23 protein-coding genes and 1 pseudogene are annotated in these 24013 nt (G+C 73.4%); 6 read left to right on the forward strand and 18 right to left on the reverse strand.

Going from position 1 to position 24013, the window contains the following annotated elements:
* The first annotated feature begins 25 nt into the window (after positions 1–25).
* From ACFY3L_RS33475 to ACFY3L_RS33485, 3 genes are all read left to right on the forward strand, one after another.
* Positions 26–547, forward strand: a complete 522-nt coding sequence (locus tag ACFY3L_RS33475) for a methyltransferase domain-containing protein (RefSeq protein ID WP_389333196.1) — start codon at positions 26–28, stop codon at positions 545–547.
* A 91-nt stretch (positions 548–638) separates the two neighbouring features.
* Complete coding sequence (locus ACFY3L_RS33480) at positions 639–2045, forward strand: ferric reductase-like transmembrane domain-containing protein (RefSeq protein ID WP_389333199.1); 1407 nt, start codon at positions 639–641, stop codon at positions 2043–2045.
* The gene (locus ACFY3L_RS33485; protein ID WP_389333202.1) at positions 2045–2542 is read left to right on the forward strand and encodes an FMN-binding protein; all 498 of its coding nucleotides are present in this window, start codon (positions 2045–2047) and stop codon (positions 2540–2542) included. The genes ACFY3L_RS33480 and ACFY3L_RS33485 overlap by 1 nt, the downstream gene beginning before the upstream one ends.
* A 49-nt stretch (positions 2543–2591) precedes the next feature.
* On the opposite strand, the gene ACFY3L_RS33490 is transcribed toward ACFY3L_RS33485, so the two are convergent.
* Positions 2592–3071 (reverse strand): GNAT family N-acetyltransferase, encoded by a 480-nt coding sequence (locus ACFY3L_RS33490; RefSeq protein WP_389333205.1) that lies wholly within the window; start codon positions 3069–3071, stop codon positions 2592–2594.
* A gap of 12 nt (positions 3072–3083) precedes the next feature.
* A pseudogene (locus ACFY3L_RS33495) lies at positions 3084–4831 on the reverse strand (ABC transporter ATP-binding protein).
* Between the two features lie 249 nt (positions 4832–5080).
* Here ACFY3L_RS33495 and ACFY3L_RS33500 point away from each other — a divergent pair.
* Positions 5081–5599, forward strand: a complete 519-nt coding sequence (locus ACFY3L_RS33500; RefSeq protein ID WP_389333208.1) for a type 1 glutamine amidotransferase domain-containing protein — start codon at positions 5081–5083, stop codon at positions 5597–5599.
* Between the two features lie 514 nt (positions 5600–6113).
* Here ACFY3L_RS33500 and ACFY3L_RS33505 read toward each other — a convergent pair.
* A complete protein-coding gene (locus ACFY3L_RS33505) occupies positions 6114–6776 on the reverse strand; it encodes an SDR family NAD(P)-dependent oxidoreductase (protein WP_389333211.1) in 663 nt (220 codons plus the stop codon).
* 58 nt (positions 6777–6834) lie between these two features.
* Here ACFY3L_RS33505 and ACFY3L_RS33510 point away from each other — a divergent pair, with 58 nt between their 5' ends.
* Entirely contained in the window at positions 6835–7800 is a 966-nt protein-coding gene (locus ACFY3L_RS33510) for a dipeptidase (RefSeq protein WP_389333214.1), read from the forward strand.
* Between the two features lie 514 nt (positions 7801–8314).
* On the opposite strand, the gene ACFY3L_RS33515 is transcribed toward ACFY3L_RS33510, so the two are convergent.
* The 11 genes from ACFY3L_RS33515 to uraD all read right to left on the reverse strand — a co-directional run bounded on the left by ACFY3L_RS33515 (position 8315) and on the right by uraD (position 19017).
* Positions 8315–8818 carry a flavin reductase family protein gene (locus ACFY3L_RS33515; protein WP_389333217.1) on the reverse strand — a complete coding sequence of 168 codons (504 nt, stop codon included), beginning with the start codon at positions 8816–8818 and terminating at the stop codon, positions 8315–8317.
* A gap of 128 nt (positions 8819–8946) precedes the next feature.
* Positions 8947–9894, reverse strand: a complete 948-nt coding sequence (alc, locus tag ACFY3L_RS33520) for an allantoicase (RefSeq protein ID WP_389333522.1) — start codon at positions 9892–9894, stop codon at positions 8947–8949.
* A gap of 77 nt (positions 9895–9971) precedes the next feature.
* Positions 9972–11264, reverse strand: coding sequence for an allantoinase AllB (gene allB, locus ACFY3L_RS33525; protein WP_389333220.1), 1293 nt, complete (start codon positions 11262–11264; stop codon positions 9972–9974).
* Positions 11261–12412 (reverse strand): DUF6986 family protein, encoded by a 1152-nt coding sequence (locus tag ACFY3L_RS33530; protein ID WP_389333223.1) that lies wholly within the window; start codon positions 12410–12412, stop codon positions 11261–11263. Before ACFY3L_RS33530 ends, allB begins: the two co-directional genes overlap by 4 nt.
* Positions 12413–12414: 2 nt before the next feature.
* The gene (gene pucD, locus ACFY3L_RS33535) at positions 12415–14670 is read right to left on the reverse strand and encodes a xanthine dehydrogenase subunit D (RefSeq protein ID WP_389333226.1); all 2256 of its coding nucleotides are present in this window, start codon (positions 14668–14670) and stop codon (positions 12415–12417) included.
* A gap of 94 nt (positions 14671–14764) precedes the next feature.
* Entirely contained in the window at positions 14765–16111 is a 1347-nt protein-coding gene (locus tag ACFY3L_RS33540; protein WP_389333229.1) for an 8-oxoguanine deaminase, read from the reverse strand.
* A complete protein-coding gene (locus ACFY3L_RS33545) occupies positions 16108–16566 on the reverse strand; it encodes a (2Fe-2S)-binding protein (protein ID WP_389333232.1) in 459 nt (152 codons plus the stop codon). Before ACFY3L_RS33545 ends, ACFY3L_RS33540 begins: the two co-directional genes overlap by 4 nt.
* Positions 16557–17408, reverse strand: a complete 852-nt coding sequence (locus ACFY3L_RS33550; RefSeq protein ID WP_389333235.1) for an FAD binding domain-containing protein — start codon at positions 17406–17408, stop codon at positions 16557–16559. The genes ACFY3L_RS33545 and ACFY3L_RS33550 overlap by 10 nt, the downstream gene beginning before the upstream one ends.
* Positions 17396–18247 carry a factor-independent urate hydroxylase gene (pucL, locus tag ACFY3L_RS33555; protein ID WP_389333238.1) on the reverse strand — a complete coding sequence of 284 codons (852 nt, stop codon included), beginning with the start codon at positions 18245–18247 and terminating at the stop codon, positions 17396–17398. The genes ACFY3L_RS33550 and pucL overlap by 13 nt, the downstream gene beginning before the upstream one ends.
* Before the next feature lie 3 nt (positions 18248–18250).
* Entirely contained in the window at positions 18251–18541 is a 291-nt protein-coding gene (locus ACFY3L_RS33560; protein ID WP_389333241.1) for a hydroxyisourate hydrolase, read from the reverse strand.
* The gene (gene uraD, locus ACFY3L_RS33565) at positions 18538–19017 is read right to left on the reverse strand and encodes a 2-oxo-4-hydroxy-4-carboxy-5-ureidoimidazoline decarboxylase (RefSeq protein WP_389333244.1); all 480 of its coding nucleotides are present in this window, start codon (positions 19015–19017) and stop codon (positions 18538–18540) included. Before uraD ends, ACFY3L_RS33560 begins: the two co-directional genes overlap by 4 nt.
* 140 nt (positions 19018–19157) lie before the next feature.
* Between uraD and ACFY3L_RS33570 the strand changes: the two genes are divergently transcribed.
* Positions 19158–20432: an AAA family ATPase gene (locus ACFY3L_RS33570; protein ID WP_389333247.1), complete on the forward strand. Its 1275-nt coding sequence runs from the start codon at positions 19158–19160 to the stop codon at positions 20430–20432.
* A 117-nt stretch (positions 20433–20549) separates the two neighbouring features.
* Here ACFY3L_RS33570 and ACFY3L_RS33575 read toward each other — a convergent pair whose 3' ends face one another.
* The 4 genes from ACFY3L_RS33575 to ACFY3L_RS33590 form a co-directional block, all read right to left on the reverse strand.
* Complete coding sequence (locus ACFY3L_RS33575; RefSeq protein ID WP_389333250.1) at positions 20550–20723, reverse strand: hypothetical protein; 174 nt, start codon at positions 20721–20723, stop codon at positions 20550–20552.
* 86 nt (positions 20724–20809) lie between these two features.
* Positions 20810–21583, reverse strand: a complete 774-nt coding sequence (locus ACFY3L_RS33580) for a GNAT family N-acetyltransferase (RefSeq protein ID WP_389333253.1) — start codon at positions 21581–21583, stop codon at positions 20810–20812.
* A 48-nt stretch (positions 21584–21631) separates the two neighbouring features.
* On the reverse strand, positions 21632–21988 hold the full coding sequence (locus ACFY3L_RS33585) for a hypothetical protein (protein WP_389333525.1): 357 nt from the start codon (positions 21986–21988) through the stop codon (positions 21632–21634).
* 502 nt (positions 21989–22490) lie between these two features.
* Entirely contained in the window at positions 22491–23924 is a 1434-nt protein-coding gene (locus ACFY3L_RS33590; protein ID WP_389333256.1) for an MFS transporter, read from the reverse strand.
* Between the last annotated feature and the right edge of the window lie 89 nt (positions 23925–24013).

Below are 24013 nucleotides of genomic sequence, written 5' to 3' on the forward strand. Positions count from 1 at the left end.
CCGCAGCCGGGGTGCTGGACCTCGGGTGCGGCGCCGGCGCGTCGACGCTCGCGCTCGCCGAGGCGTTCCGCGGGCGGCGGTCACCGGCATCGACCTGGACGAGGCGTCGATCGCGGCGGCCAGGCGGGCGGCGGCCGATGCTGGGCTCGCGGACCGGGTGTCGTTCCTGCGGCAGGACGCGGCGGCCGCGGCGGGCGACTACGCCCTCGTCACGATCTTCGAGGCGCTGCACGACATGGCCGACCCGGCCGGGGTGCTGCGGACCGTGCGGGGGCTGCTCGCGCCGGGCGGCGCGGTGCTCGTCGCCGACGAGCGGGTGGCCGACGAGTTCACCGCGCCGGCGGGTGAGATCGAGCGGCTGCAGTACGCGTTCAGCGTCCTGCACTGCCTGCCGGCGACGATGGCGGAGGATCCGGTGGAGGCGGCCGGGACGGCGCTGCGCGCGCCGACGGTGGCCCGGTGGGCGGCGCGGGCCGGACTGTCGTGCGCGGTGCTGCCGATCGAGCACGACTTCTGGCGCTTCTACCGGCTGTCCGTTCTGGACTGAGTCCAGTGTGGACGGCCCTTGGATTAGGGCTGCTTTAAAAGCACCTGAAGGGTTTGCCGGCCGGTCCGTGCGGTTGGTATGACCGTCCCCGGTGGACATTCAAGAGGCAGTACAGGGGCCGGTTCAAGGGGCGGTCATCCCGCGCGAGTTCCGCCGGCCGTACCGGCGCCGGCAGTCCGTCGACGCGTGGCGGGCGGTGACGATCGCCACGTTCTGGCTGGGGCTGGTGGCGACGCTGCTGCCGTGGTGGTGGAACACGCCCGCCGGGTTCCTGCGCGACCCGGCGACGTCGCTGACGGCGGTGGGGCGGATCACCGGGCTCGTCGCGGGCTACGTCCTGCTGGTGCAGGTGCTGCTGATGTCCCGGGTCGGCTGGCTGGACCGCTGGCTGGGCGCCCGGGATCTCCTGCACTGGCACCGCGACCTCGGCGTGTTCGTCGTGGCCGCGGTGCTCGCCCACGCCGCGTTCACTGTGCTGGGGTACGCGAAGCTCGAGCGCGTCGGACCCGCCCGCGAGATCGTCCGGTTGCTCACGGTCGACAAGTACACCGGGATGCTCGGCGCGTTCATCGGCACCGGGCTGCTCGTGGCGCTCGCGGTCCTGGCGCTGCCGCTGCTGCGGCGCCGCATGTCCTACGAGGTCTGGCACCTGCTGCACCTCACGTCCTACCTGGTGCTGATGCTCTCGGTCGGGCACCAGTTCGCGGTCGGGCAGGAGATGTCGGCGCCCGGCTTCTCACGCATGTTCTCGCTGGTGCTGTGGTGCGCGGTCGTCGCCGCGGTCCTGTGGGGGCGGTTGTTCGCTCCCGTACGGATGAACCTGCGGCACCGCTTCCGGGTGCGGGCCGTCGTTCTCGAGAGCCCCGACATGATCTCGATCTACATCGGCGGCGACCGGCTGCCGGAGCTGCGGGTCCGCGCGGGCCAGTTCTTCCGCTGGCGGTTCCTCGACGACCGCAACTGGTGGCAGGCGCACCCGTTCTCGATGTCGGCGGCCCCGAACGACGACTGGCTGCGGCTGACCGTGAAGGTCGTCGGCGATCACACCGCGGGCCTGCGCCGGCTGCGCCCCGGCACGCGCGTCTTCGTGGAGGGCCCCAGCGGCGACTTCACCGCCGACCGTCGCCGGCAGGCCCGTGCGCTGCTCATCGCCGGCGGCAGCGGCATCGGCCCGATCAGGGCGCTGCTGGAGGAGCTCCCGCCGCGGACGGTCGTGCTGTACCGGGCGCGCAACGCCGGCGAGCTGGTCTTCCGTGAGGAGCTGTCACTGCTCGCCGAGGCGCGCGACGCGCAGGTCTGGTACGTCACCGGCGGCCGCGACGATCCCGGCCCGCGGCGCGCGTTCAGCCCGCGCGGACTGCTCGAACTGGTGCCGGACCTGACCCGCCGCGACGTGTACCTGTGCGGCTCGGCCGGTCTCGTCGACGCTTCCGTGGTGGCGCTGCGCCGGGCCGGGGTGCCGCCTCGCCAGATCCACCTCGACCCGTTCGAGTTCTGATGCGACGCATCGGCTTCGCCGTCCTCGGCACGGGCGTGGTCACCGCGGTCCTGGTCGCGGTGAAGGCTCAGCTCCCCGCCGCGGTCCCGCCGGCCGCCGCCTCGCCGGCCGCCACCCGCCCGTCCGGCCCTTCCACGGCCCACGTCCCCGCCGTCGCCTCCCAGCCCGCGCCGGGTGTCCGTGTCGTGGACCCGTCGCGGATGATGGACGGCTCCCACCTCGGCGCGGTCTTCACCAACCCGTTCGGGCCCGTGCAGGTCCGCGCCGACGTCCGCGGCGGCCGCCTCGTCGACGTGGTCACGGTGCGGCTCCCGACGGCCGCGGCCCGCGGGATCGAGATCGGCATGCGTGCGGCACCGGTACTGCGTGAGCAGGCCCTCGCACGCCAGAGCGCCGACCTCGACACGGTCTCGGGCGCCACCTACACCAGCGACGGCTACCGGCGCTCGCTGCAGTCCGCCCTCGACGCCGCCCGCACCGGCCGCCCCGCCGCCTGACCGGAGCCTTCCCGCCGCCTGACCGGAGCATTCCGCACCGGCCGCCCGGTCAGAGGGCGATCACCATCGACGGGTGGTCCGTGTCGCGGAAGCCGAACCGGCGGTAGAGGTCGTAGCCCTCCGCGGAGGCGTGCAGCTGCGCCCGGGCGACGCCGTTGTCCCGGAACCAGCCGAGCAGGGCCGCCACGCACGCCCGGGAGAACCCGCGCCGCCGGTAGCCGTGGTCGGTGGAGACGTTGAAGACGTAGCCGCTCAGGCCGGTCGGGTTCGACGGGGAGCTGAGCCGCTCGTCGATGACGCCGACCGCGCACGCCGCCAGCCGTCCCGGTTCGCCGGGCCGGTCGACCACGAACGCCGCGGTCCGCGCGTCGTCCCCCGGCAGCCGCCGCCGCAACACGCTTGCGGCCTGCTCGGTCCAGTCCCCCGCCTCGAGTGCCACACCGTCCATCGTCTCGAACATCACCATCCGCAGCCGGACGAGCTCGCCGGCGTCGGCCGCGGTGGCCCTGCGGGCATGCACCTCGATCACGCCGCGACGGTATCAATCGGCCGTGTACCCCGTCGCCTGCAATGCGAACAGCTCCGCGTACGTGCCGCCGGCGGCAAGCAGGTCGAGGTGGCCGCCGTGCTCGACGACGCGGCCCTCGTGCAGGACGTAGATGTGGTCGGCGTGGCGGACGTTGGCGAGGCGGTGCGTGATGAGCACCGTGATCCGGTCGGGCGCCAGCCCGCAGCGCCGCGAACAGCGCGTGCTCGGCCCTCGCGTCCAGCGCCGCGGTAGAACGCCCGCGCGGCGGCGAGGCGCTGCCACTGGCCGCCGGACAGGTCCTGCCCGCCGGCGAAGTTGCGCGACAGCAGCGTGCCGTAGCCGGCCGGCAGCCCGGCGATCATGTCGTGGGCGCCGGCCTTGCGCGCGGCGGCCTCGATCAGCCCGTCGCGCGGCTCGTCGTGCGTGCCGAGCAGGATGTTGCGTTCCGCGGTGAACGGCCAGTGCCAGTACTCCTGGCTGACCATCGCCACGTGTCGCCACACGTCCTCGGGATCCACGGTGGACAGTGGCGTGCCGTCCCACGACACGGTGCCGCTGTCGGGGTGGTACAGCCCGGCGATGAGCCGCGCGAGACTGGTCTTGCCGGAGCCGTTCTCCCCGACGAGCGCGATCGTCTGTCCCCGGTGGACGGTCAGGTTCGCTTCGAGTACCGCGGGCGCGTCGGTCTCCGCGTAGTGCAGGGTGGCGTCGCGGACCGTGATGGTCGCCGGCGCCCGCACCGTCGCCTCCCGGGTCACGGCCGGCATCCGCTCGCCGGCGCGGGCCAGGAAGTCGGTGTAGTCGTTGAAGTACAGCCCTTCCTCGTAGACGCGGTTGACGTTGGTGACGGCGAGCGCGAGCGCGTTGCGGGCCGCCTGCAGCGCGAGCACCGCGGTGCCGGCCGCGGCGAGCGGCAGCCGGTGGTCGACGAGGAGCACGCCGAGCGCCACGTACACCCCGAACGTCGCGACACCGGAGAACACGCCGCCGACGAGCCGGGTCATCGTCTGGCGCCGGACGACCTCCAGCTCCGTGTTCGTCTCCGCGCCGGCCATGATGTCGTACTCGCGCAGGAGGAACGGCCGCATCGTGAACGCGCGCAGCTCCGCGGCCGTGGCCCGGTTCGCCATCAGGTCGGACAGCATCCACAGCCGGCGCCGGCGGCTGGTGCGCGCGTGGTTGCTGAGGTACGCGAGGCGGGCCGCCCGCACCGCCGCCCACGCGGCCGGGACGCTGGCCAGCAGCAGCGCGCCGAGCAGCACGGGGTGCAGCAGGGCGAGGGTGACCGCGGTCGCGGCGAGCCCGGCGAGGCCGGCGGTGAGGTCGATCGCGCCGCGGGTCAGGAACTGCACCGCGAGCGACCCGCGGTTGCGAGCGCGTTCCATCTCGTCGGAGAACCCGGCGTCGTCGAACGCGGCCAGCTTGACCTGCGTCGTCAGCTCGAACAGCCGCCGCTCCGCGGTCGTGAGCACCTGCGGCTCGAGGCGCGCCTGCGCCCATCCGGCGATGATCGACAGTCCGCTCCGCACGAAGGTTGCGGCGGCGACGACGATCAGCGACGGCACCGCCGCCCGGACCCGGTCCAGGGTCGGACCCGCGGCGAACAGCGCCTGCAGGACCCCTCGCGTCGCGAGCAGCCCGAACGCGGTCGCGACCCCGGCGAGCAGGTTGAACGCCAGCGCGGCCACGGTGTCGCGGCGGCTGGCCTGCCAGGCGATCACGATCGCCTGGCGGAGGACCGCCGGCAGACGCCTCGCCATCGCGCTGAACCGCACGCCGGCCAGGCCCACGCTGTGCGCCTCCCACCACGACGCTGTGAGCTCCGGCAGCCCGGAGCTGCCGGCAGGGCGTGACGGCGGGGTGACCGTCGCCTTGGCCATCGACCCTTCTCGACGTCTGGGTTCGAGGATAGCCGCGCCTCCGGTGCCGCGGGTGAGCCGTCACACGCTTGGGTGGTCGCGTAGCGGGTAGGAAACGGGGTGAAGTGACACAGAAGGAGGACATCGACGATGAACGTCGCGTTTCTGGTTGCCAAGGAGGGCATTGAGCAGGCCGAGCTCACGGAGCCGTGGAAGGCCGTCGAACACGCTGGTCACACGCCCCGCCTGATCTCGCCCGAGGCTGGCCGGGTGCAGGCATACCACCACCTGGACAAGGCAGACGCGTTCGACGTCGACGTGACCGCGGCCGACGCCCGCGCCGACGACTACGCCGCCCTCGTCCTACCCGGCGGCGTCGCCAACGGTGATCTGTTGCGCTGGCAGCGGCCCGCCGTCGATCTCGTGAAGGAGTTCGTCGCCGCGGGCAAGCCCATCGCCGTGATCTGCCACGGTGGCTGGGTCCTCATCGAGGCCGGCGGCGTCAGCGGCCGCCGCGTGACGTCGTGGCCCTCGTTGCAGACCGACTTCCGCAACGCCGGCGCCACGTGGGTCGACGAGGAGGTCGTCGTGGACGGCCCGCTGATCAGCAGCCGCAACCCCGATGACCTGCCGGCCTTCTGCAAGGAGCTGGTCGAAGCCCTGGCATGACCGCCACCGGCGAAGCCCTGGCACGACCACCGCCGGCCGGGTCCGCACGGGCCCGGCCGGGCCGCGTCCGGCCTGGCGCCGTGAAGCCCCGCGTGGCACCAGTTCGTCCTGCGGCAGGTGTACGTCCTGCGCCGCCGCCGCGAAGACGCCATCCACCACGAGGCGTCGCTCAACGACCCGAGCCCGCACCTCCCGACGACACCCCACACACACCCGCCCGGCGCCCCGATCGCGCACCGTCCGTGCCTACCACGAGGCGGCGCTCAACGACCCGAACCCGCACCTCCTGACGGCGCCCCGCACGCCCGCCGACGCCCCGACCACGCCCCTCCCGTCCAGGCCTCGCCCGTCCAGGCCTCGCCCGTCCACACCCCGCCGTCGACGCCTCTCCCGTTCACACCCCGCCGTCCACGCCTCGCCCGTCCGCGCCCGCGCTGCGCCGCCATGCACCGTTCTGCCCCAGGTCCAGCGACCACCCACCGCCCGTCCGCTCCCGCGCCGCCGCACGGCACGCTCATCGCTTGAGGGTGCTCCGCGTGACAATCCGCAGTGCCCGGGCGGCGACGGACATCCTCCTCGGGTAGGACACCACGGGCCGGCGGGTGCGAACGGCTTGCATGAGCACGTCCACCGCACGGTCGACACTGACCAGCATCGGCTTGGCGGCGCCCTTGGCCATCTTCGTGTCGACGAACCCGAACCTGACCGCGGTGACCGCCACGCCACGTGGGCGCAGCGCCGCCGACAGCCCGAGCAGGTAGGAGGTCAGACCGGCCTTCGAGGCGGCGTAGCCCGGCGCGTCGGCGGAGATGAGCACGTCAGCGAGGCTCGACAGCCCGATCACATGACCGCGCCCGGCCGCGAGCATGTCCGGCACGACCGCCTCGACGGTCCGGGCCGCCCCGATCAGGTTCACCTGGAGCGCCCTCGTCTGCCCCGCGAGGTCGGCGGGGTCGAACATCTCGCCGATGCCGGCCGCGTACACGCACAGGTCCACCGGGCCGATCCCGGCAAGCACCTCGGGGAACTCGTCCGAGGTGACGTCCACGACGTGCTGCACGACACCGTCCCGCGGGCTGCGTGACACGCCGGTGACGCTCCATCCCTCGGCGACGAGGCGCTGCGTCAGCGCAAGTCCGATGCCGTCACTGTTTCCGACCACCAGGGCACGCTTCACCCGGCGAGCGTAACGATGCCCCCTCGCCGACGACCAGCCGCGCAGGTAGCGTGCCCGCATGACGGTTGATCGGCTGCTGTGGGAACAGCACACCTGCCTGCCGCTGTCGGTGCGGGCGCGGGTCAGTGACCTGCAGCGCTATCGGACGCCGGGCGGGACGTTCGCGTCGGTCAACGTCGGGTACGCACCGCACAGTGCCGACGAGGTCCGCACGTTCCTTGCAGCGTTCCGGGCCGGGGTGGCACTCGAGGAGGACATGGTGCTCGGCGAGTCGGTCGCCGACATCGACCGGGTGCACCGGGACGGTGGGATCGCGGTCGCGTTCGACCTGGAGGACTCGGGGCCGCTCGAAGGGGACCTCGGGCGCGTCCGGGAGTTCTTCGAGCTGGGCGTGCGGACCATGCTGCCGACGTACAACCTGCGCAACGCGGCCGGGTCGGGCTGTCTCGACGAGGTGGACGAAGGGCTGACCGCGTACGGCCGCGACCTCGTCCGGGAGATGAACGCCGTCGGCATGGTCGTGGACGGTTCGCACTGCAGCATCCGGACCGGCCTCGACCTGGCGGAGGTGACGCAGCGGCCGATGGTGTACAGCCACTCGTCCATGCGCGCCGTGTGGGACCACCCCCGCAACGTGACCGACGAGCAGGCCAGGGCCTGCGCCGCGACCGGCGGGGTCATCGGCATCACCGGCGTCGGGATCTTCCTCGGCCCGAACGACGCCTCCGTCGAAGCGCTCGTCCGGCACATCGACTACGCCGTGGAGCTGGTAGGACCCGAGCACGTCGGCGTCGCAAGTGACTTCGCGTTCGATCACGAGGACCTCGTCCAGGAGCTGACGACCAACCCGGACCTGTTCCCGGAGAGCTACACGCGGTGGGGCCCGATCGAGCTCATGCCGCCGGAGGGCCTGCTCCAGGTCGAGGCGGCCCTGGAGGCGAGGGGCTACCCGGCAGATGCCGTGACCGCGATCCTGGGCGGCAACTTCCGCCGCGTCGCCACCGAGGTCTGGCCCGCCCCGTGACCAGCGGTCAGGGCCACGAGGCCTGAGTCAACGCCCCGGGCGACGCCGGAGGCCCAACAGCGAAGCTCAACCGGCCGAGGTCAACCCGCCGAGCTCAACCGGCCGAGGTCAACCCGCCGAGGTCAACCGACCGAGGTCAAGCGGCCGAGGTCAAGCGGCGGGGGCAAGGGGCGGGAGCCGAACGACGGAGGCCAAACGACGAGGCCAAAGGATGCAGGCCAGAGGACGGAGGCCGAACGACCGAGGCCAAACGACGGGGTCACGGGGTCGGGGCAGGCGGCGAGGAGCCAGAAGGCCGACCATGAGGCCGAGGGTGGACACAGCAACCGGAGCAGCACGGCAGCCTGAGCAGGACAGCGGCAGGCGTGAAGCGGGGCGGGGCGAGACCAGACGGGACGGGGCGAGACGGGGCGAGACGGGGCGAGGCGAGACGAGACGGGACGAGACGAGACGGGGCGAGACGGGGCGAGGCGAGACGGGGCGAGACGGGGCGAGGCTGCGCGAGGCGGAGGTGTCAGCGGTCGAGGGCTGTGTAGGTGCCGTCGTGGTAGACGAGGGGGGTTGCGGTGGCGTCGGCGTGGTGGGCGGCGTGGACCGGGGAGGCCACGACGATCACGTGGTCGCCGGCCTCGAAGTGGTTGACGACCTCGCAGATGAGGACGGCCAGCACGCCGTCCAGAAGGGGGACGCCGTCGGGGCCTGAGGTCCAGGTGCCGCCGGCCGTGGTGTACGTCGCGTAGCGGTCGATGCCCCCGGCGGCGAACGTGCGGGCCACAGGCTCCTGCCCGGCGGTGAGGACGTGCACGCCGACCAGGCCGGCGCCGCGGACCGTCGGCCACGCCGAGGCGGCCTTGGCGACGCAGAAGGAGACCAGCGGCGGGTCCAGCGAGACCGACGTGAAGGACGTGGCCGTGAAGCCCGTCGGCGGGGAGCCCGGCGCGGTGACGACGACGACCGCGGCCGCGTGGCGGCGCAGGACGCTGCGGAACAGCCCGGAGTCGATCGCGGTAGCCGTCACCCGTCCCCCTGTCGCGTCCGCTGCCCGGAAGCCAGGCCCTGCCCGGAAGTCAAGCGCTGCCCGGAAGTCAAGCGCTGCCCGGAAATCAGGTGAACCTTACCCGTGGGTACCAGATGCAACCATCGGCGTCAGAGGGTCTCGCCGAAGAGGCGGAGGCGGGCCATGCCGCCGTCGGGGAAGACGTCGAGGCGGACGTGGGTGGCGGGGGTGGTGCTGTCGAGGCGGAACCGGTGCCTGGTGTCGGGTTGCAGGTCGACGCGGGGCAGCAGGTCGAACCAGGCCGAGTCCGACGAGGGGTCCAGGGTGCCGCGGAGCGTCGCGGCGGCGGGGGCGTTGCCCTTGAAGTGGGTGGTGTCGAGCTCGGCCAGTCGGATGGTGCCGCAGGCGGCCAGGCGGATGAGGACCCAGTCGTTGCCGTCGTCGCGGCGGCGGGCCGTCTCCCAGCCGTCCCCCATGACGCGCGCGTGGCCCGGCAGGATGAGGTTGTTGGCGGAGCCGTAGAAGCGGTTGCTGCAGTCGACGACGAGGCCGCCGAGCTCGAGTGCCGCGAGGTCGACGGTCATGCCGTGCAGCAGCGCCGGGTCGGGGTCGACGACGCCGTGCACGCGGAGCCGGGCGACGCCGCCGTCGGGGAAGATGTTGAGCCGCACGTGGGTGACCCGGCGGTGGTCGGTGACCTCGAAGAGGTTGCGCGTGTCGCCCCGCACGGCGGATCGCCCGACGAGGGGGAACCAGCCGGTCAGCGCGGCCGGCGCGGGATGCCCGGGGACGTCGCAGCCCTCGACCGAGACGTGCGGCGGGTAGTTGCCGGTGAAGTGGGCGGTGTCGACGACGACGCCGTGCACCGCGCCGGGGGCACCGAGGCGCACCACGGCCCAGTCGTGCAGGTCCGGACCCAGGGTGCGGCGCCGGCGGGTCTCCCAGCCGTCGTAGACCTTCCCTTTGGGGCCGAACGTCCACGTCTCGAACGTGGACGGCTCCGGGTTGACGAGGTTGTCGCGGGCGGCGAAGAACTCGTCGTTGGCGTCGACCACGCCGCCGCCGAGGAGCCTCGACGCCAGATCCGGCAGCTCCAGAAAGGACGACGCCGAGGAAGGCGATACCGAGGAAGGAGAAGGTGAGGACGGAGAAGGCGACGATGGAGAAGCAGCTGTCATGACTCCCGCCGAAGGATCGTCCCGTGTGGAGCGTCGCCGACCGGCACGCCGCGCAGCCAGGTCCTGTGGACGACCCCGTGCAGCGCGGCGCCGGCGTAGGGCGTCACGGGGTGCCGGTGGTGCAGGGCGGTCGCGTCGACGACGAACGGCTCGTCGGGGGCGAAGGCGACCAGGTCCGCGTCGGCGCCCACCGCGATGCGCCCCTTGCGGGTCAGGCCCACGAGGTCGGCCGGGCCCAGTGCCATCCAGCGCACCACGTCGGCGAGCGTGAAGCCGCGGTCCTGCGCCTCGGTCCAGACGACGCTGAGGCCGACCTGCAGCGACGCGATCCCGCCCCAGGCGGCCGCGAAGTCACCGCTCTCCTTGCGTTTGAGGTCCGGTGTACTGGGTGAGTGGTCGGACACGACGACCGCGATGGTCCCGTCCGCGAGGCCCGCCCACAGTCCGTCCTGGTTCACCGAGTCGCGGATCGGTGGGCAGCACTTGAACTCGGTGGCACCGTCGGGGACGGCGTGCGCGGCGAGGGTGAGGTAGTGCGGGCAGGTCTCGGCGGTGACACGGACCCCGCCGGCCGCGGCCTCGCGCAGCAGCGGCAGTGCGTCGGCGGCCGACAGGTGCAGGACGTGCACCCGCACGCCGGCGGCCGCCGCGGCGGACAGGGCCGTGCCGACGGCGGCGACCTCGGCCGCCGGTGGGCGGGAGGCGAGGAAGTCGGTGTAGGCGCGGGACGCGAGGGTGTCGCGCAGGTGCCCGGGGTCCTCCGCGTGCACGACGAAGAGCGCGTCGACGCTCGCGAACGCGGCGGCGAGGCCGTCGCGGTCCAGGGGCGGGAACTCGGGGACGCCCGAGTCGGCGAGGAAGCTCTTGAAGCCGAAGACCCCGGCGTCGTGCAGCGCGGGCAGCTCGCCGGCGTTGCCGGGGATCGCGCCGCCCCAGAAGCCGACGTCGACCCAGCACTTGCCGGTCGCGGCGGCCTGCTTCTCGCGCAGCGCGGCGACGGTCGTCGTCGGGGGCAGCGAGTTGAGAGGCATGTCGATGATGGTCGTGACGCCGCCGGCGGCCGCGGCCCGGGTGGCGGTGGCGAACCCTTCCCATTCGGTGCGGCCGGGCTCGTTGACGTGCACGTGGGTGTCGACGAGGCCCGGCAGGAGGACGAGGTCGCCGAGGTCCTCGTCGCACGCGGCGTCCACGGTGCCGATGGCGGCGATCCGTCCTTCCTGGACGGTGACGGTCGCCGGGCGGGGGCCGTCCGGGAGGTACACCTGCCGCGAGCGCAGCGTGAAGGTCACAGGGCCGTCAACTCCTCGATGGTCCGCCCCACGGACGGTGCCGACAGGGCTCCGCAGTGGACACCGCGGAGCATGAAGCGGGCGATGGCCCGGGCCGTGGCGGGCTCGTCGAGGATGCCGCTGTCCCGGCGGGACAGGTAGGCGTCGAGGCGCCGGCGGGCCTCGGGCAGGCCGTCGAGGTAGAAGCCGAAGGTGGCCGCGTAGCGGGTCGGCAGCTGCGCCGGGTGCAGGTCCCAGCCCTGGTGGATGCCGCGTTCGAGGCTGCGGCGCACCAGACGGGCGTGCACCCGCCAGGCGGCGTGCACGGCGGCGGTGTCGCCGACGGGGAGGATGTTGGTGGAGCCGTCGGCGACGTGCACGCCGGCCGCGGCCGCCGCCACCTGCATGACCGCCTTCGCGTGGTCGGCGACCGGGTGGTCGAGGGCCTGCTGCGCGGGCGCCACACCGAGGGCGGTGCTGTAGTCGTACGTGCCGTAGTGCAGCCCGGTGAGCCGCCCGTGCGCGGCGAGGATCATCCGCGGCAGCGGCGACGTGCCGTCCGGGCCGAGGACCGCCTGCGGGGTCTCGACCTGCAGCTCGAAGCGCAGCCGCCCCTCCCCCAGCCCGTGCGCGTGCTCCAGCTGGCGGCACAGCAGGACCGCGGTGTCGACGTTCGCGACCGACGTGGGTTTCGGGACGGTGACGACGAACTCCGGCGGCGGCGGGCCGAGCGCGGACAGGAACAGGTCCAGGGTGCGGGCGGCGCGCAGCACGGTCGCCGGCTCGAGGCTCTTGACCCGCAGCCCGCTGAACGGCACCGGGCAGGAGCGCAGGGCCGCGCCCGCGGCCAGGGCGTGGGCGTCCTCCTCGTCGCCGGGGCGCACGCCGTAGCCGTCCTCGAAGTCGACGCGCAGGTCTTCGACCGGCTCGTGGGCGAGCTTCGTCCGTACCATGTCCACAATGGACTCTGAGAAGTCCGGCGGCCCGTGCTCCTCCAGGGCGGCCAGCGCGAGCGCTCCCCAGTCGCGGGCCGTGCTGGCGCCGAACCGGTCGGCGGGCACGTAGCAGGTGTGCACGGGGCGGCGGGCGACCGGCGCGGGCGGCGGGGCGTCGCCGGCGTGCTCGGCGCTCGCGCGCAGCTCCTCGAGATCGAGGTCGGTGAGTCCCATGCTCAGGTCCCCGTGAGATGTTCGGGACGGACGGGGACCCGGTTGAGCGCGAGGCCGGTCGCGGCGCGGATCGCGGCGACGATCGCCGGGGTGGACGAGATCGTCGGCGGCTCGCCGACGCCGCGCAGGCCGTAGGGGGCGTCGGGGTCGCCGAGCTCGAGCACGTCGATGCGCATCGGCGGGACGTCGAGGATGGTGGGGATCAGGTAGTCGGTGAACGACGGGTTGCGGATGAGTCCGCCGGCGACCTGGATCTCCTCCATCACGGCGAGGCCGAGGCCCTGCGCGGTGCCGCCGGCGATCTGGCCGCGCACCGACTGCGGGTGCAGGGCCCGGCCGACGTCCTGCGCGGTGACGATCTCGACGACCCGCACGAGGCCGAGCTCGACGTCGACGTCGACGGTCGCGCGGTGCGCGGCGAACGCGTACTGCACGTGCGCGTCGCCCTGTCCGGTCACCGGGTCGAGGGGGACGGTCGGCCGGTGCCGCCACTCGACCGTCTCCTCGACGGGCAGGTCGCCGAGCACGTCGGTGAGGTCCGCGATCGGTGACCCGGACGCGGTGACGAGCTTGCCGCCCTGCAGCACGAAGTCGTCCCTGCCGATGCGGCGGCCGAGCTCCCGGCGGACGGCGTCGCAGGCGGCCTTGACGGCGCCGCCGGTGACGTAGGTCTGCCGCGACGCCGAGCTGGAGCCGGCGCTGCCGATGGTGGTGTCGGCGGTGGCGACGGTGACCTGGTCGATGCCGAGCTCGGTGCGCACGATCTGGGCCTGGACGGTGACGAGCCCCTGGCCGACCTCGGCGGCGGCGGTGTGCACGACGGCGGCCGGCTCCCCGCCGACGACCTCGAGCCGGACGCGGGCGGTGGAGTAGTCGTCGAAGCCTTCGGAGAAGCCGACGTTCTTGATGCCGACGCCGAACCCGACGCCGCGGCGCACGCCCTCGCCGTGGGTGGTGTTGGCGACGCCGCCGGGCAGCTCCCGCAGGTCGCCGCCGCGGGCCGGGGGCGGCGGCGCGGCACGGACCCGGTCGAGGAGGTCGGCGACGGGCGCTGGGCCACGCACCACCTGGCCGGTCGGCATGGTGTCGCCGGGCGCGATGGCGTTGCGGGCCCTGACGTCGACGGGGTCCATGCCGAGCGCGGCGGCGAGCTTGTCCATCTGGGACTCGTAGGCGAAGCACGCCTGCACGGCGCCGAACCCGCGCATGGCGCCGCACGGCGGGTTGTTCGTGTAGACGGCGTAGCCGTCGACGAGCACGTTGTCCACTGTGTACGGTCCGATGCCCAACGTGGTCGCGTTCGCGACGACGGCGCTGGACGTGGAGGCGTACGCGCCGCCGTCGAGCACGATGCGCGCCTTCACGTAGACGAGCCTGCCGTCGGTGTCGGCGCCGTGCTCGTACCACATGCGCGCCGGATGCCGGTGGACGTGACCGTGGAAGGACTCCTCGCGCGAGTAGACCATCTTCACGGGGCGGCCGGTGTGCAGCGCGAGCATGCACGCGTGGACCTGCATGCTGACGTCCTCACGCCCGCCGAACGCGCCGCCGACGCCGGCGAGGCTGAGCCTGACCTTCCCCGCCGGTAGGCCCAGGCAGTCGGCGACCTGGTCGAGGTCGCCGTGCAGCCACTGGGTGGCGATGAAGAGGTCGACGCCGCCGTCCTCGGCGGGGATCGCGAGACCCGACTCGGGGCCGAGGAACGCCTGGTCCTGCATGCCGACCTCGTACTCGCCGGTGACGACGACCGGCGCGGTGGCGTCCTGCGAGCCCTTGCGGATCGGCACGTGCCGCAGCAGGTTGCCGCGGTCGTGCACCGTCTCCGAGTCGTCCCGCATCGCGAGCACCGCGTCGACGATCGGCGGGAGCGGCTCGTACTCCACGACGATCGCGGCGCACGCGCGGCGGGCGGTCTCGGGATGGTCGGCGGCGACGATCGCGACCGGCTCGCCCGCGTAACGGACCTGGTCGATGGCGAGGACGGGCTGGTCGCGGTGTTCGAGGCCGTACCGCTTGGCGCCCGGCACGTCGGCGGCGGTGAGGACCGCGTGGACGCCGGTGGTGGCGACGGCGCCCGTGATGTCGACGCGGACGATCCTGGCGCGTGGGTGGGGGCTGCGGAGCGTGGCACCCCACAGCATGCGGTCGGCCCACAGGTCGGAGGAGAACGCGAACTCGCCGGTCACCTTCAGGGTGCCGTCGGGCCGCTGCGGCGAGGTGCCGATGCCCTGCTGCGTGCCCAGCGCCGAGGTCGTCATCGCGCCTCCCGGAGCATCCGAGCGCCCGCGAACGGACGGCCGGTGCGCGGTCGCAGGCCGGCCCCCCGCAGTGGGCCAGCCGCGGAAGGTGTGGTCATCGTGCCTCCCGGAGGCTGCGGGCCGCCCGGGCCAGCGCGGCCGCGACCGCCGGCTCGTCCACCGTGGACATCGCGCCGTCCTGGACGACGGCGCGACCGCCGACGAGCAGCAGGCGCAGCGGCGCCGGCGGGCCGAGCACGAGCGCGGCGACCGGGTCGTCGATGCCGGCGTGGCCGAGGCCGTCGAGGCGCCACAGGGCGACGTCGGCGAGCTTGCCGGCCTCCAGGGAGCCGAGCTCGTCGGCGCGGCCGAGGCAGCGGGCGCCGCCGATCGTGCCCAGCGCCAGGGACTCCCGGGCGGTGAGCGCGGCCGGCCCGCCCCGCAGGCGGGCCAGGTACAGGGCCTGGCGCAGCTCCGGGCCGAGCTGCCCGGCCTCCTGCGACGCGGCGCCGTCGACGCCGAGACCGACCGGCACCCGCGCGTCGAGCAGGTCGCGGACGGGGGCGATGCCGGCGCCGAGCCGCCCGTTGGAGCTCGGGCAGTGCGCGACACCGGTGCCGGTGGCGCCGAGCTTCGCGATCGCGCCGGGATCGAGGTGCACGGCGTGGGCCAGCCACACGTCGTCGCCGAGCCAGCCGAGCGACTCGGCGTAGTCGGCGGGCGTGCAGCCGTGGACCTCCCGGCAGTACGCCTCCTCCTCCACGGTCTCGGCGAGGTGCGTGTGCAGCCGGACCCCTTCGGAGCGGGCCAGGTCCGCGGCCTCGCGCATGAGCCGCGGCGAGACGGAGAACGGGCTGCAGGGCGCGACCGCGATCCGCACCATCGCGCCGGGCGACGGGTCGTGGAAGCGGTCGATCGCGTCCTTGGTCGCGGCGAGGGCCGCGTCGGTGTCCTCCACGACGCTGTCCGGTGGCAGGCCGCCGTCCTTGACGGACAGGTCCATCGACCCGCGGCACGGGTGGAAGCGCAGGCCGACGGCCGCGGCCGCCTCGATCTCCGCGGCGAGGACGTCACCGCCGTCGCGGGGGAACACGTAGTGGTGGTCGGTGCTGGTGGTGCAGCCGGACAGGGCCAGCTGGGTGAGGCCGGCGGTGGCGGCGGCGTGCACGGTCCCGGCGTCGATGCGGGCCCACACCGGGTACAGCTCCTTGAGCCAGCCGAACAGGATCTCCTGCTGGGCGTAGCCGCGGGTCGCCGACTGGTACAGGTGGTGGTGGGTGTTGACGAGCCCGGGCGTGGCGAGGCAGCCGGTGCCGTCGAACCGGGTCGCGTCCGGCGCGCCCTCGTACGGGCCGGGCCCCACGGCGACGATCCGGTCGCCCTCGACGGCGATGTGGCCGTCGGCGTACTCGGTGCCGGCGGCGTCCACCGTGGACACCGCGCAGTGTTCGATCACGATCATGCGCCGGCCGCCAGCTTCACCGCGGCGACGATGTTCTCGTAGCCGGTGCAGCGGCACAGGTTCCCGGCGAGCGCCTCGCGGATGTCGGGGTCGCTGGGTGCCGGGTTGCGGGCGAGCAGGTCGTGGACGGCGACGACGAGGCCGGGGGTACAGAATCCACACTGGACCGCGCCGGCGGTGAGGAACGCCCGCTGGACCGGGTCGAGACCGTCCGCGTCCGGCAGCCCTTCGACGGTGCGTACGTCGCGGTGCTCGGCCTGGCCGGCGGCGACGAGGCAGGCGCAGACCGGGGTCCCGTCGAGGTAGACGGTGCATGAGCCGCATTCGCCCTGCTCGCAGGCGTTCTTCGCGCCCGGCAGGCCGAGGCGTTCGCGCAGCACGTACAGCAGGCTCTCCCCCGGCCAGACGTCGTCGGCCTGGCGGTCCTCGCCGTTGACGGTCAGGTTCACGCGCATCGGTGCTCCTCCCAGGCCCAGCGCAGGGTGCGGCGGCCGAGGACGGCCAGCGCGTGCCGCCGGTACGCCGCGCTGCCGCGCACGTCGTCGATCGGCCGGGCGGCGGCGCCGACGAGCTCACCGAACCGCTGTGCGAGCGACTCCGGCAGCGGCGCGCGGTCCTCCCAGGGCAGTTCGGCGGACAGGGACTCGGCGTCCGTGGCGCGCAGCGGGGTCGGCCCGGCGGAGCCGATGCCCGTGCCGACGCTGCGACGGGACGGGTCGAGCGCGAGGGCGAACGAGCAGACCGCGATGACCATCGCGTTGCGGGTGCCGACCTTCGCGAACTGCTGCGGGCCCTTCGCGGCCGGCACGAGGAACGCGGCGATCAGCTCGTCGGGGGCCAGGGCGCTGCGTTTGGGGCCGTGGAAGAAGTCGGCGGCGGCGACGGTGCGGGCGCCGCGGACGGAGGCGACCTCGACCTCGGCGCCGGTCGCGAGCAGCGGCGGGTGCGCGTCGCCGGCGGGTGAGGCGGAGCCGAGGTTGCCGCCGACGGTGCCGCGGTTGCGGATCTGGGGTGAGCCGACCGTCCTGGCCGCCATGGCCAGTCCTGGCAGGCGCGGGCCGAGCTCGTCGATGATGCGCCGGTACGTGACGCCGGCGCCGATCCGCAGCCGGTCGCCGTCGGTGGTCCAGTCGGTGAGCGCCGCGACCCGGGTCAGGTCGAGCAGCGCGGGCGGCCGGCGGCGGTCGAAGTTGAGCTCGACCATGACGTCGGTGCCGCCGGCGATCGGCACCGCGCCGGGGTGTTCGGCCTTCGCGGCCAGGGCCTCGTCCCAGGTGGACGGTCTCAGAAACTCCACGTGACCTCCTCGGCGACATCGTCGTCGCGCTTGACGATCCCTTCGATCAGCCCGTACGGCCGGTCGGCGGCGTAGTACACCTCGTCGGGGTTGTCGAGCCCGAACGGGGACAGGTCGACCAGGAAGTGGTGCCGGTTGGGCAGCGACAGCTTCACCTCCACGACGTCCGGGCACGCCGCCAGTACCGACGAACCCATCGCGAACAGCGTCTGCTGCAGCGCCAGGCTGTGGGTGGCGGCGAACGCCTCGACCAGGGCGGCCCGGGCCGCGCCGTCGTCCGCCGAGCCGGTGTGCCGCCAGGTGGCGTTCACGCTGGTGGCGAGGATCCGGTCGCGGGTCTCGGGCAGGGTGGTCCAGGCGTCCTTGACGAAGCCGTGGAACTCGGAGTCGGTCGTCTTGAGCAGCACCAGGTCGCGGACGCCGGAGACGATCTGGGTGTGCTCCGCGCTGTGGTGAACGGTGGCGGTGCGCACCTCGCCGCCGTCGCGGCGGAACGTGTGCCGGCCGTCGACGGGCCGCCACGGGTACTGCTCGACGTGGACCCGGGCGCCGTGGATGCTCGGCTGCGTGTCGACGAAGTGCCGGGCGAGCCGCGTCGCGAATGATTCGATGTCGTCGATGCCGTGCTGGCGGGCGAACGCGTAGACGGTGTTCTTCTGCGTGTCGGTCGGCAGCACGGCGCTGTTGTCGCCGGTCAGGTGGCTGGCGGCGAGGTCGCCGCGCAGGGAGACGCTGACGTTGAGGTCCATGAGCTGGTCGCCGCCGGGCCCGCGGGTGACGCGGACGATGCGGGTCTCCGCCTTGCCGTACTGGTTGGGTCCGAGGGCGAAGGTCGGCACGGATCAGCTCCCCCGGTAGGTCGAGTACCCGTATGGGCTCAGCAGCAGCGGCACGTGGTGGTGCCGCTCGTCGGCGACGGTGAAGACGATCGTGACCTCGGGGAAGAAGCCGGAGGCGAACTCCGTCCGCAGGACGAGCCGGTGCCGGCCCGCTTCGAGCGGTGCGTCCAGCCGCCACCGGCCGTCCGTGTCGGTCACTCCGTCGTGCGCGCCCGAAGGAGTTTCGAGGCGTACCGGTACACCGGCCACCGGAAGCCCTCTGGAGGTGTCCAGCACGTGGGTCGAGAAGCTCATGCCACGAGCCGTTCCAGGCGCAGCTCCACAATCTTGCGCAGCTCGCCTCGGACGACCTGGCGTTCGGTCTCCTCGTCGTTGCCGAGCCGGCCGCGGGCCTCGGCGAGGATCTCCGGAGCACTCTTGCCGCTGGCGAAGATCAGGAACAGGTGACCGAAGCGCTCCTCGTAGGCCCGGTTGGCCTCGGCGAGCTCGGCGGCGGATCCCTGGACCCCGGACTGCTCGCGGCGTGACCAGGCGGCTTCCTCGCTGTCGTCCTTGGGGCGCTCGCCGATGCGCGGGTGGGTGGCGAGGACGTCCGCGACCTCCTGCCAGCTCAGCTCGTCGAACTCGGCGACGCCGGTGACAACCAGGTCGGCGGAGGTCGGATACGGGCGGTGGCCGGCCACCCTTGCGGCCCAGCCGGGGGACGCGCAGCAGGCCAGCAGGGTCTCCTGCGCCGCGGCGGGCGGCAGATCGTTGAAGTGGGCGAGCATGGCCCCCCTCTCCCTATCCCCGGCACCATACTCCGGAGATGTTTCATGTCTAGGCCTGTCCAGTATCCCCTTTTTGTCCGTCCGGGCCACGCCTTCTCCGTCGCAGTGCCGCTTGTCCGGCTGCGTGGCAGACTCGAAGGATGCAGTTGCGGCCGGAGATCGAGCTCGTCGAGGTGTCGGGCCGGTCGCTGCGCATCATCGACGCGCACCTGATCACCGACGGCCCGATCGGGCACGACCTGCCGGACCGCGGCGTCGCCCTGACCGCCGGCCCCGACGGGTACACGGCCCGCTGGTCCCGCGGATCGGTGGACCTGGCCGGCATCGCCCGCGCGTTCGTCGGCGGCGCCGCGGGCGGGGCTCTCTTCCGGCTGCTCGGCCTGCCCGGCGCGGTGCTCGGGGCGGTCATCGCGGTCGGCCTGGCCCGCACCGCCAGGGAGCGCCCCACGACGGTGCCCGACCCGACCGTCACCGTCGTCGAGGAGGGCCCCGACCTGGTGCTGCGCTCGGCCGACCTGGCGTCGCTGGTGTTCGCCGTGATGGAGCTGACCGGCGCCACCGGTCCGGTGACCGTGAGCCCCGCGCTGCAGGCCGCGCTGACCGACTCCGAAGCGGTGCGCCTCGACGACGTCGGCGGGCTCGACGAGGTCGTGGCGCAGTTCCGCGACGTGGCCGTGTCCTTCCGCCACCCCGAGGTCATGGCCCGCTGGGGCGCGACCAGGCCGCAGGGCATCCTGCTCTACGGCCCGCCCGGCACCGGCAAGACGATGCTCGCCCGCGCCCTGGCCAACGAGATCGACGGCGAGCTGCGCGAGATCCGCACCCCGGAGATCCTCGACAAGTGGGTCGGCAACTCCGAGAAGAACATCCAGCGGATCTTCGCCGACGCCCGCCGCCTGGACCACCCGACCGTCCTGCTCTTCGACGAGTTCGACTCGATCATCAGCTACACCGGCGCCGCCTTCGACGCCGCCGGCCAGATGATCAACGCGGTGGCCGGCATCTTCAAGCAGGAGATGAACACCCTCATCGAGCACAACCCCAACGTCATCGTCGTGGCCACCACCAACTTCCCCGACCGCGTCGACGCCTCCCTGGTCCGCTCGGGCCGCTTCGACCTGAAGCTCGCCGTGCCCCCACCCGGCCCCGCCGCCCGCGAGGACATCCTCGCGAAGCTGCTGCGCCGCCTCATCGCCCGGCACGAGGTCGGCGGCTTCCGCCTCTTCGCCGACGACCTGGACGTGCCGGCCCTGGCCGCCGCGTCGACCGGCCTGACCGGCGCGGACTTCAAGGAGGTCCTGCGCCGCGCCCAGCTCGACAAGGCCATGCACGAGGCCCGCCAGGGCAGCCCTCCGTCCCCGATCACGCAGGCCGATCTGCTTGCGATTGTCGCCGCTGTACGACCAGCGGCCTGACCCACGTCTCGACGCTTCGCGTCACGTCCAGGCGGTCCGGTCCCTTGGCCGCGGCCTCTTCGCTCGTCCCCGCCGCCCCACCCTTCGACATCGATGTGCATCATCTCGGTGGGCGGGTCATCCGATGGTGGAGCCCCGGCCGAACAGCGCGGCGCCGGCCAGCAGGCCGAAGGCGATCCAGCCAGGGCGCACCAGGTGCCTGCGGCCGAACGAGCGGGCCGCCGGCGCGAACAGCACCCCCGGCACACCGAACACGATCCGCGCGGGCCGGCGAGCGGCGGCAGGTTCCATGCGTCGAGCCTGACGGGTCAATCGCCGCTGATCTATCCGATGTCGTCCCGAGTCGTTCTCAGGGGCTCGTTCTCAAGGGCTCGTTCTCAGGGGTTACGGACGAACGGCGTGGTGGTGGCGAGTTGCTGGAAGCCGAGCCGGCGGAGGATCGGGCGGCTGTCGGCGGACGCGTCCACCTGCAGGTACCGGTAGCCGGCCGCGGCGGCGAGGGCGGCGCGGTGGGCGACGAGCGCCCGGAAGACGCCACGCCCGCGCCAGTCGGCGACGGTGCCGCCGCCCCACAGGCTGGCGAAGCCGGTGCCGGCGTGAAACTCGACCCGACCTGCGCAGATGGGCCGGTCACCGGCCATGACCACGGCGGCGGCGATCGAGCCGGGACGGTCAGCGAGGCGTGCGGTGAGGTCCTTGCCGATGCTCGAGTGGTCACCGCCGAACACCTCGTCATGGACCGCGACGACCAGGTCGACCCCGGCGGCGTCGGTGACGGGCTCCAGCCGCGTGCCGGCGGGCAGCGTCACCTCGAGGGGAAGGCCGTCGACCTCGGCGAAGAGCAGACCCTCGACGGGGCCGGGCTCGAACCCCGCGGCGAGGAGCCGTCCGGGCAGGTCGGCGGGGCGGTCGTGGGAGTAGTGCTTCCACTCCCACGGCTGGCCGAGCCGGCCGAACCGCTCGATCTGCGCGGCGATGACCGCGTCGGCGTCGAGGCCGTCGAGGTCGCACCAGGAGATGCCGTGCCAGCCGTCGCTGGAGGAGACGACCCGCACGATGCCGGGCTCACGCTCCACGACGGAGCCGGTGTCGGCCCCCGGCTCCTGGCGGATCTTCTCGTCGAACAGGGCTAGCACCTGCTGGGCGTCCACGCCTCAAGACCACACCTTCGTCGATCCGCGTGCAAGCGGTTTGCAGCGTCAGCCGGTGTAGGTGCCGATGACCTCGATCACGCCGACGAGGTGCTCGTTGAGGGCGTCGACGTCCTCGGCGGGGATCCACAGCTCGAGAATGGTCCCGCCGCCCGCGCGCCGGCTGATGTACCGCCTGGCGAACACCGTCTCGACCCGGAACCGCGTCACGTGCCCGACCCCGGACGCCGGCACGTTCCACTCCCTGGCGATCTGCGCGGCGTACTCCTCGTTGAGGACCGGGTAGAAGATCGGCTGATCGGCCAGCCGCGCCGGCCAGCGCCGCCAGTCCGCCGCCTCGACGAGCCGCAGCTCCTCCGGACCGACAGGCCGCCACAGGGTCGTCGTGCCGTCGGCGTTCTCCACCCGCCCCGCGAGCAGGTGCGCGGCCAGCCGCGCCACGTCAGGGTCTACGCCGCCCCGCCCGCCCTGGTCGCCCCGCCCGTCCTGGCCGCCCCGCCCGTCCTGGCCGCCTCGCCCGTCCTGGCCGCCTCGCCCGTCCTGGCCGCCTCGCCCGTCCTGGTCGCCCCGCCCGCCCTGGTCGCCCCGCCCGTCCTGGTCCGCGAGGTCAGCCGGCATCGCCTCCCCTGCCGCCTGCTCCGCCGGGGCAGCCGGCACGGCGGCGAGGTCGTCGATGAGGACGGCGAGCACGCGGTCGCCTTCCAGCCAGCGCAGTGCGGCGACGTCGTCAGGGTCCGAACCGTCGATGACCGCGGCGAGCGCCGCGCCGTCGAGCTCGTACGCCGCCGAGCCCGCCACATGACCGCACGTCGCCGCGAGCGACGGCGGCCAGCCGGCATCGGCCCGGATGAACTCGCCGCCGACCGGGCCGATGCCGTATGCCTTCGTCACAGCGGGAAGTGTCGCATCACGCGTGCCGGCCGCGGCGCCCGGTGAGCACCGGCACCAGGCTCAGGGCGAGGCCGGCGAGCGCGACGCCGGTGACGAGGTTGACGCCGGGATGGAACTGGGTGAAGTCGCCCGCGCCCGCGTCGCCGCCGGTCGCGACGAGGGCGGTGACCGCCGCAAGGATGAGGGCCGCACCGACCTGGCCGGAACTCTGTACCAGTCCGGAGGCGAGCCCCTGCTCCTCGTCGGCGATGCCGTCGGTCGCCTGGGCCATGATGGAGCTGAAGCCGAACGCGAAACCGCCGCCCAGCAGCAGCATCGCCGGCAGGATCGCGACCAGGTAGTGCGGTGTGCCGCCGGCGGTGAGCAGGAACCAGGCGTAGCCCAGGCTCATCGACAGCATCGAGGCGACGATGAGGCGCGCGGTGCCGTAGCGGTCGATGAGCCGGCCGACGAAGGGCGAGCCGAACGCGACCAGCAGGCCCGCGGGCAGCAGTGCGAGCGCCATCCGCAGCGGCGACCAGTGCAGGACGCTCTGCAGGTACAGCGTCATCATGAACTGGAAGCTCAGGTAGGACCCGAAGAGCGCCACCATGCTCACGTTGGCGCGCACGATCGAGCCGACCCGCAGGATGCCGAGGCGGATGAGCGGGTGCGCGACGCGCCGCTCGATGAGCACGAACCCGGCCAGCAGCGCCACGGCGACGGCGGCGGAGGCGACCGTCACCGGGTCGAGCCAGCCGCGGTCGGGGGCGGAGACGACGGTGTAGACCGCCAGGAGCATGCCGCCGACGAGGGTGGCCGCGCCTGCAAGGTCGTGCCCGCCGTCGGAGGCCGGCTCATCCCTGGGAATGAGGACGTGGCCCGCGACCAGCGCGGCGATGGCGAGCGGCACCGGGATGAGGAACGTCCACCGCCAGCCGAAGCTGGTCAGCAGCCCGCCGAGGATCAGCCCGGAGCTGTACCCGCTGGCGCCGAAGACCGAGAAGACCGACAGCGCGCGGTTGCGGGCCGGCCCCTCGCGGAACGTGGTGGTGAGGATCGACAGGGCGGTCGGCGCGGTGAACGCGGCGGCGAGGCCCTTCACGAAGCGGGTGGCGATGAGCAGCGTGCCGTCGTCGACGAGGCCACCGACGAGGGACGCGGCCGCGAAGACACCGAGAGCGGCGAGGAACACGCGACGCCGGCCGAGCAGGTCGGCGGTCCGCCCGCCGAGGAGGAGCAGGCCGCCGTACCCGAGGACGTACCCGTTGACGATCCATTGCAGCGAGGTGGTCGACAGGTCGAGCTCGGTGCCGATGGACGGCAGCGCGACGCCCACCATCGACACGTCGAGAGCGTCGAGGAACAGCACGGCGCAGAGCACCGCGAGGATCCCCCAGAGCCGCGGGGTCATCGTCGCGTGGGGCTCCGGCGCGGTGGTCGTGCCTGGGGCCGTGAGGGTCGTAGTCACGGGACGGACACTAGATGCGTGTGCATCCAATGTCTACGCACTAATTGCGGCTGCATTTAATGTGGGTGCATTGGATGTGGTACCGGAGT

The organism is Dactylosporangium sp. NPDC000521 (assembly GCF_042898305.1).
GTDB lineage: Bacteria > Actinomycetota > Actinomycetes > Mycobacteriales > Micromonosporaceae > Dactylosporangium.

Excerpts from the sequence above, each read along its gene's own strand:
- ACFY3L_RS33485 (WP_389333202.1), top strand. The coding sequence starts at position 2,045 with ATGCGACGCATCGGCTTCGCCGTCCTCGGCACGGGCGTGGTCACCGCG.
- ACFY3L_RS33500 (WP_389333208.1), top strand. The coding sequence starts at position 5,081 with ATGAACGTCGCGTTTCTGGTTGCCAAGGAGGGCATTGAGCAGGCCGAG.
- ACFY3L_RS33510 (WP_389333214.1), top strand. The coding sequence starts at position 6,835 with ATGACGGTTGATCGGCTGCTGTGGGAACAGCACACCTGCCTGCCGCTG.
- ACFY3L_RS33530 (WP_389333223.1), bottom strand. The coding sequence starts at position 12,412 with ATGGGACTCACCGACCTCGATCTCGAGGAGCTGCGCGCGAGCGCCGAG.
- pucD (WP_389333226.1), bottom strand. The coding sequence starts at position 14,670 with ATGACGACCTCGGCGCTGGGCACGCAGCAGGGCATCGGCACCTCGCCG.
- ACFY3L_RS33540 (WP_389333229.1), bottom strand. The coding sequence starts at position 16,111 with ATGATCGTGATCGAACACTGCGCGGTGTCCACGGTGGACGCCGCCGGC.
- ACFY3L_RS33545 (WP_389333232.1), bottom strand. The coding sequence starts at position 16,566 with ATGCGCGTGAACCTGACCGTCAACGGCGAGGACCGCCAGGCCGACGAC.
- ACFY3L_RS33560 (WP_389333241.1), bottom strand. The coding sequence starts at position 18,541 with ATGAGCTTCTCGACCCACGTGCTGGACACCTCCAGAGGGCTTCCGGTG.
- uraD (WP_389333244.1), bottom strand. The coding sequence starts at position 19,017 with ATGCTCGCCCACTTCAACGATCTGCCGCCCGCCGCGGCGCAGGAGACC.
- ACFY3L_RS33570 (WP_389333247.1), top strand. The coding sequence starts at position 19,158 with ATGCAGTTGCGGCCGGAGATCGAGCTCGTCGAGGTGTCGGGCCGGTCG.
- ACFY3L_RS33575 (WP_389333250.1), bottom strand. The coding sequence starts at position 20,723 with ATGGAACCTGCCGCCGCTCGCCGGCCCGCGCGGATCGTGTTCGGTGTG.